This window comes from Microvirga sp. jy35, assembly GCF_056148915.1.
Genome location: NZ_JBWBEW010000052.1, coordinates 21,724 through 29,009 on the forward strand (window position 1 = coordinate 21,724; position 7,286 = coordinate 29,009).

General features: G+C 64.0%; 2 protein-coding genes. One reads left to right on the forward strand and one right to left on the reverse strand.

Translation table 11 applies throughout. The features are described 5' to 3' along the window. Positions 1-18: 18 nt before the first annotated feature. Complete coding sequence (locus AC0QTX_RS24470) at positions 19-2,649, reverse strand: ATP-binding protein (protein WP_474606413.1); 2,631 nt, start codon at positions 2,647-2,649, stop codon at positions 19-21. Positions 2,650-3,362: 713 nt separating this feature from the next. On the opposite strand from AC0QTX_RS24470, the gene AC0QTX_RS24475 reads away from it, so the two are divergent. Beyond that, entirely contained in the window at positions 3,363-7,001 is a 3,639-nt protein-coding gene (locus AC0QTX_RS24475; RefSeq protein ID WP_474606414.1) for a FecR domain-containing protein, read from the forward strand. The last annotated feature ends 285 nt before the right edge of the window (positions 7,002-7,286 follow it).

The following is a 7,286-nucleotide window of genomic DNA, read 5'->3' on the forward strand; positions in this document are numbered from 1 at the left end:
CGCATCGGGAACACCTCCCTATTTTGGGCGGCCGAAATCCCCATTTTTGGCGACACCACCCGACATCTTCGTCTGCGGGCCTGCCTCGAACCTCGCGACTTCAAGGCGCGATGAGACACCCAGCTTCGCGAGCACTGCCGAGACGTGGTGATCCACTGTCTTTGCCGAAATGTGCAGTCGGCTTGCGATGGCTGCATTGGTCAGACCCTCCTTAAGCAGCGAGAGGATCTCCGCTTGGCGAGAGGTCAGCCCCAGTGAGTTGCTCCGGGTTGCGGTCCGCGGGCCACGCGGTACGCGGCCGATCCCTTCGCTCCTTAGGCGCTGCCGCAGGGCATCGGCGGCGGGTCTTGCCCCAAGCCGGTCAAACAGCGCCAATGCCTCGCGGCAGGCAACCTCGTCGCCCTCGGCGAGTGCACGGGCCCGTTCGTAGGGGCAATCCCGCTCTGCCCAGGCGACGGCAGCATCCTGCCACACGCGATCGAGCTCGAGCAGGAATGGGCGCGCTATCCAGATCGGGGGACGAACCTCTGATCCCGCCCGCCTGCGCCAGAAGGCGAACTCGCCTCCATGCCAGGGGTGGCGGTGCGCAAGCGCAAGATCCCAGACCGCTTCTGCCTCTGCTCGCGCCTGTTCAGGGTTCCCGGCAAGCCAGGCTGCCTCGGCTCGGGCGGCGCGCACCGGCGCCAGACGCTGGAGAGTGCCGGTGCGCTGTGCCAGGTCCAGAGCCTCGTCGAGAGCCGTCCACACCCCTGGATCACCGCGGCGGGCCCGCACCCGCCCAAGTGCCACGAGTGCCATGATACGGCTGACCACGGCCAACTCGGGGGCTTGCAGAACCTCAAGCGCTAGGTCCGCAGAGTCGGTCCAGCGGCCCTGGTAAAGGTACGTGAGGGCAAGCCATGCCTGAATGTAGTGGAGGGCATGGTCGAGGTCGCGCTCAAAGGCATACGCCATCCCATCTTTTAGGATCTGCTCGGCCTCGCTGAATCGATACTGTTCACCGTACGAGGAGCCGATGTTGAGGTAGGCAAGGGCAACAAGGCCATCGAAGCCGTGCTCCCTGGCCAGAGCGATGCTGCGATCGAGATAGGTGCGGCCACGCATGTCGTCCGTCACAAGCATCGCGGCCCCGACCGCGAGGTGTGCCGATGCCAAGGTCTCCTGATCGCCCACGGCCTCGGCCATCGCGATCGCCTTGCGTCCCCACGCTATGGCCGAGCTCTTGTCGCGATCAAGCATCCGCAGGTGTGCCTGCATCCGAAGTGCGGCAGCGAGCTCGCGGCTAGGTCCGAGGGGCTCTAAGATCGCAATCGCCCGGAGACTGCACGCGTCCGCCTCGGCATTCAGGCCCGAGCGAACGAGCGGCCAGGCAACCGCGGCGAGGTTGCTGCCCTCCTTACGCGGGTTATCAAGCTCGCGCCACAGGTTGATCGCTTGGCGCCAGGCATCGGCAGCCTTGCCTTGGCGGTCCAGGAGTGCGCACTCCTCCGCAAGAGCCTCAAGCAGGTTGGCTCGCTCCTCGGGGCGGTTTGGCCCGGTGTACCGCAGGGCTCTGGCGAGATGATCGGCAGCCTCGCGGTGCGATCCCACGGCCCTAGCCAGCTTCGCTGCAACAGGAGCGTGCGTCCGAACTGCCCCCGCGTTCCCGGCCGCGTCCGCATGGTGTGCAAGAAGACTCGCGCTGGCGGTCCCGAGTTCCAGCAGCGCCTCCAGCACCTGGCCGTGCAGAACCGCCCTGCGCGGGGGGGCGATCGACTCGAGCACTGCCTGGCGGGTGAGTTCATGGCGCAGGACGAGCGTCTCTCCCTCGGCACGCAGGAGCCCCACGCCCATGCACGCATCGGTCAGATCGGCGTCATCTCCCACAATGCGCCGGAGGAGGCGTGCATCGGAGCGCGGGCCAATCACCGCAGCGACATCGAGAACATTCCGGGCGGCCTTAGGAAGGCGTGCAGCACGTTGGAGAACAATATCACGGACGGTGGGCGGGACACGGTCGGCCTCGCCCGAAACCAGCAGCTCCGTCACGAGAAAGGGATTGCCGCCGGTCTTCCGGTGCACGATCTCGGGATCGAAGCGCTCGTTCTGGATGAGCTGACGGACCGACTCCACCGACAGTGGGGCAAGCGGAACCCGGCGGACGGCTCGGCACGTTGCCAGTACGGCCAGCAGGTTGCGCAAGGAGTGGTTCTGGTCCAACTCATCGTCGCGGTATGACATGATCAGTAATGCTTCAACCGCTTGGATCCGGCGCCCCAGGAACTTGATGGCATCCAGAGTCGCCTCGTCGGCCCAATGCAGATCCTCAATCACGTAGATTGCCGGACCGGCGCGATGGAGCTCCTGCAATAGCCTCGGGAAGACCATGGTGGAGCTTGCCTGATCGTCTGGCAGGGCCGAGAGCCTGCCGCCCATTTGATCTGCGATTTCCTGGAATGGCGCCAAGGGCGAGGGGGCAAATAGGGGATCGCATCGGCCCCACAGGACGCGCTCCCGTCCACGGTGGGTCGAGGCGAAAGATTCCAGGAGTGAGGTCTTGCCCAGACCGGCCTCGCCGCTGACCAGCACGACCCGCCCCTCTCCAGCCCGCAAGTCACGCGCGGATTGCTGTAAAACCTCTAACGAAGCCTGGCGTTCAAGGAGCTGCATGGCTGGGTTCCGCCTAAGCTTCAATCCTGCCGGATCTACAGGCGGCATGCTAGACCCGCCGTATCCTTCGCTTTCTCTTGCTGAGGCCTTGTGTCCGGGCTAGGCCTTCTCACAAGCCGAGGCTGCAAGAGAACAGACCACATTTGCAGCAAGCAGAATGCACTTCGAGATCAGTCAGCCGTACACACTGGGCTCACGATGTGTGCTCAGGCTTGGAGAGCGGCTGATCGGGAGAGTGCCCGGGAATATCAATCATTGGGAGTTGTTCAAACGTCTCCTCTTGGCAGATACTGTTGAAAAAGTCCGCAACTGCCGATTCTGGCGTGGTCAGCATACAGGATGCTGGGCCTAGTTTGGCGCGCTAATACAACTAATAGATCGGCGAAGCAGCGCTCGGGAGTTTTTCAACAAAATCGGCACACCTGGGACGCTAGCTCGAGAGCAGCAATCCTTTCAAGACCAGACATTCCGAAAAGTGAATGGACCTCACTGCCTGACCCTAAGGAGATCTTCTCAGACGGGCGGGAGGATCACCTTACGCTAATTTCACGCAGCATACTCATACTATTCTGGTGTGGCGCTTATGCTGCAATCGTTCACCCTGTGCTCCAAAACACAGCGTGGACGGTGTGAATCGACTTTGATCCAAGGCTCTTCCTGCTAAGCTCGGGTAACGTTAGAGCAGGTATCCTTTCGATCAAGCCGGTCCATTCATGTCTCCTCAGTCCTTTAGGCTTCTGGCCGCGACCAGCGCCCTGGCGCTTTGCCTTGTCGATGCGCAGGCCCAGTCACCCTTGCCGCGCACCGCTCCCCCGGCGGGCGCCATCGTGGCCGCGAAGGGCGGCGAGGAGATGCGCTTCGTGCGCGAGGACCTCTGGCGCTCGGCCGCCATCCAGCAGAACGTCGTCGGCGGCGACACCCTGCGGACCAACGAGATCGGCAATCTGGCGATCTTGTTCGCCGACCAGACCCAGATCCGCGTCGGGCGCAACTCGACCCTGACCGTCAATGACGTGGCCGGCGGCCAAGCCGGCAACACCCAGCTCAGCCTGCAGGGCGGCACCATCTGGGCCCGAGCCGCCCGCGGCGGCTCCGGCGTGGATGTCAAGACACCCGCTGCGGTCGCGGCGATCCGCGGCACCGACTGGTCGCTGTCGGTGGATGGCGCGGGCAAGACCTCGCTGGTGGTGCTCGAGGGCGTCGTCGAACTCAAGAACCCACAGGGCGCCGTGACGGTGCGTCAGGGTGAAGGCGCGGTGGCGGCTGTCGGCCAGGCTCCCACCAAGTTTGTGCTCGTCAGCCCCAACGACCGGGAGCAGATGCTGTTCTACATGTCGATGCGCGAGGTGTTCATCAACCTGCCGACGACATCCCTGGAGAACAAGCAACTCGAGGCCGAGGGCGCCCGGGTCCGGGCTCTGCCGGCCGAAGCCCGCACGACGGAGGATTGGCTCATCCTTGCGGAGAGCCTGATGAATGCCGGTGACAGGCGTGCGGCCGCAGCCCCCCTGGCCGAGGCGCGCAGCCGCCCGATGACGAGGGCGCAGAGAGCCCGTGCCGATTACCTGGAAGCCCTCATGGTCGGGGCGGACCGCCGCTGGCAGGATGCGATCAGGCTGTTCGAGCGCGCGAAGCCGGGCCTCGATCCGCGCCGGCGCGGCTGGGCCGAATATGGCCGCTACGCAGCAGCTTCCCTCGCGGACCCGAAGCGGGTTCAGCCGGCCCCGAAAGTACCGGTCAGGGATCCCAGAACGGCGGAGATCAGCGCGTATCTCACGGGCTTCCGTCAGGATCTCAAAGCGGCTGCTGCCGAGGCCGCCGCTGCCGAAAAACGATTTCCGAACGATGCCGGGCTTGCCATTCTCTCGGCATCCCTGGCCCGGGATCTCGACCATCGCGAGGATATGTATGCGGCCTATGAGCGAGCCCGGGCCATCGATCCGACCGATCCTAACGTGATCGCCTTCGGAGCGACGATCAAGGCGGATTATGCCCGCGACATCGATGGGGCTCTCGCCGACCTCTACAGGGTTGTGAAGACCGATCCGAATTTCTCGCTTCTCAACCAGATCGGCCTGCTCGAACAGAGCCGGGGCGCTTTCGTCGAAGCCGAGGCCGCCTTCCGTCGCGCGCTCGACATGGAGCCTCAGAACCCGATCCCCTATACCAACCTGGCCCTTCTCCTCCTCGATCAGAGCCGGGTGGAGGAAGCCGGCGCTCTCATCGACAAGGCCCTAGCGCTCGATCCGACCACCGCCTACACGGCTCGCGGACGCTACCTCCTGCAGAAAGGCAAGATGGCTCAGGCGCTCGAGTCCATGCTGGCCGGCTCCTCGGTCAATCCGGCCCTGTCCAACGACCAGGTCACTCTGGCGGACGCCTATTTTCAGAACGGCGATTACGAACTCGCCCGGCAGACCCTGGACAACGCCGACCGGCTCGATCCCAGGGCACCCATCGTGCCCATTCTGCGCACGGCCTTCGCTCTCGATCTGTATCTCGCCGACGAGGCGATCCTTGCCGCGCGCGAGGCCCTGAAACGCTATCGGGATCGGGGCGGCGATTATGCCGGGATCTCCGTCAGCAAGCAGACCGGCTCCTATCCGGTCGAGGCTTACCGCTTCATCAACCTGCACGATTGGGCGCGCTTCTATGCCGACCGCACCTTCGATCCGTTCGAGGCGCAGGGGTATTTCGACCAGGCGATCGTCAGCCGGCCGGGCCTGTTTCCCACGGAGCCGACCCTCGATGCTGCGGAAGGAACAGAACTCAACAGTGCGGCTCTGAACCTCTCGATTCAAGGATTGCTTCTCGATCCTCTGGCAGTTGCCGGCCGCATCGGACGCTACGATCCCATCCGCCGGCCTTTTCTCGATACCGAGATCGGGGGTGGCGCCATCGTGCGCGGCGGCCAAGTCGGCTGGCAATCGGGCGTGCTGATCAACGGCTTCTCTAACGAGCCGCTGCCGACGAGCTTCAGCCTGTCCGCGAGCGCCAACGAGGCCCGTGGCGATCTGAGTGCCGACAACGAGAGGGGACGAGGGATCACGTTCAGCCTCGGCACGGCCCCCAATGCCGCCGACCGGTTCATGTTCATGGGCTGGGCGAACGAGGGGCAGCCGGGCCTGACGGATGTCGACCGGCTTGACTACACGAGGCAGGTCGAGCGGGACTCGACCAGTCTCTTCGGGGTGGCCGGGTGGAGCCACACCTTCGGTTACCGGAATGTCCTCACGACTGCGGTGTTCGCGACCCGGAACGATACGCTCGACCGCGGGGAACTCTGGGATTATCGGCCGTTTCCCTCGACGCAGACCCTGTGGCAGGAGAAGCAGCGTGTGGATGGCGTCGTCGGAGCGGTGAGCCATGCCATCGGTTTCGGCGACTTCAATCTGCGCTATGGCCTTGAGGCTCAGGCCGGCAAGGTACGCTACAACGGCCTCCTCGAGACCTACAGGTACTTTTTTCCGGAACGGGAGGAACTTCCGCCGGAGGCGTCGGCCTTCGACAGCCCGTTCCGTGGCGGCCGCGCCTATGCCGATGTCCTGTGGCGCCCGAACGACCGGTTCGAGGTTCAGGCAGGCATCCATCGCACCTTCCTTGATTTGAAGGACGCCGCGCCCGATGTGTGGGCGTCACCCCGCTTCGGCCTCGGTGTTTCGCCGCTGGAAGGGCAATGGCTTCGGGCCGCCTATATCGAGAATGCCGAAACCTTCCTGAGCTACACGCTCGCGCCGACGACGACGGTCGGGCTGATCCCCAACGATGCGCCTGCGAGCGGGCCGACGAAGAGCCTCGTCCTACGCTGGGATGCGGAATGGACGCCGCGGATCTTCACGGCCCTGGAATATCAGCGGCAGACGCTGAAGGACCTCAGCGTGCCCATCATCAACACCGTGGACAGCTTCAGCGGGATCGAGAAGGCCCGGGCCGAATGGCTCGCCGCCACGGTCAACGTGTGGCTCGGTCACGGCATCGGCGTCTTCGGCACCGTCGGCGGAGCGACATCGAAAATTCTGGCAACATCGGACGATCTGGAAGGAGCGGGTATCGGGGAGCCAGTGCCCTACATCCCGGAACGCTTTGCCCGCTTCGGAATGACGTTCGTCCATCCGAGCCGCCTGCGGTTCACCCTGACCCAGAATTTTATCGGCGAGCGTTCCGGCAATTATGACAATGACCGGCTGGAATCTTATTGGACGACCGATGCCGCGCTGACCTGGGAAACGCCGGATCGGCGCTTCCAGGTCGGCCTGACGGCGCTCAACCTGTTCGACCAGAGATACGATTTCGGGTTCGACATCCCGGCTCTGGGCCGCACGGTGGCGGCCAGCGTGAAGGCGCGGTTCTAGGGCTACATCGACTTTGCCATCGGACTCAATGCTGTGGACAGGGATGCCCGCAGCAGTAATGCGCTCGGCCAAAGGTTAGTTCATCGACGATGTCCCCAACCTGCTGGGATGCTTTCCTATAGGGAATTAGAGGTGAAGGCGCATCGCTGACGTTCGACTTGAGTCCTGCCACAGCAGTATGTGTGGCAGCGGGCCAGCGTCCGGTCTTGGCAGATTTCGTTGAAAAAGTCCTCGTGATTAGCGACGGATCGTGATTCCCTGATCGGGCATTCTCAGCGGAGGATC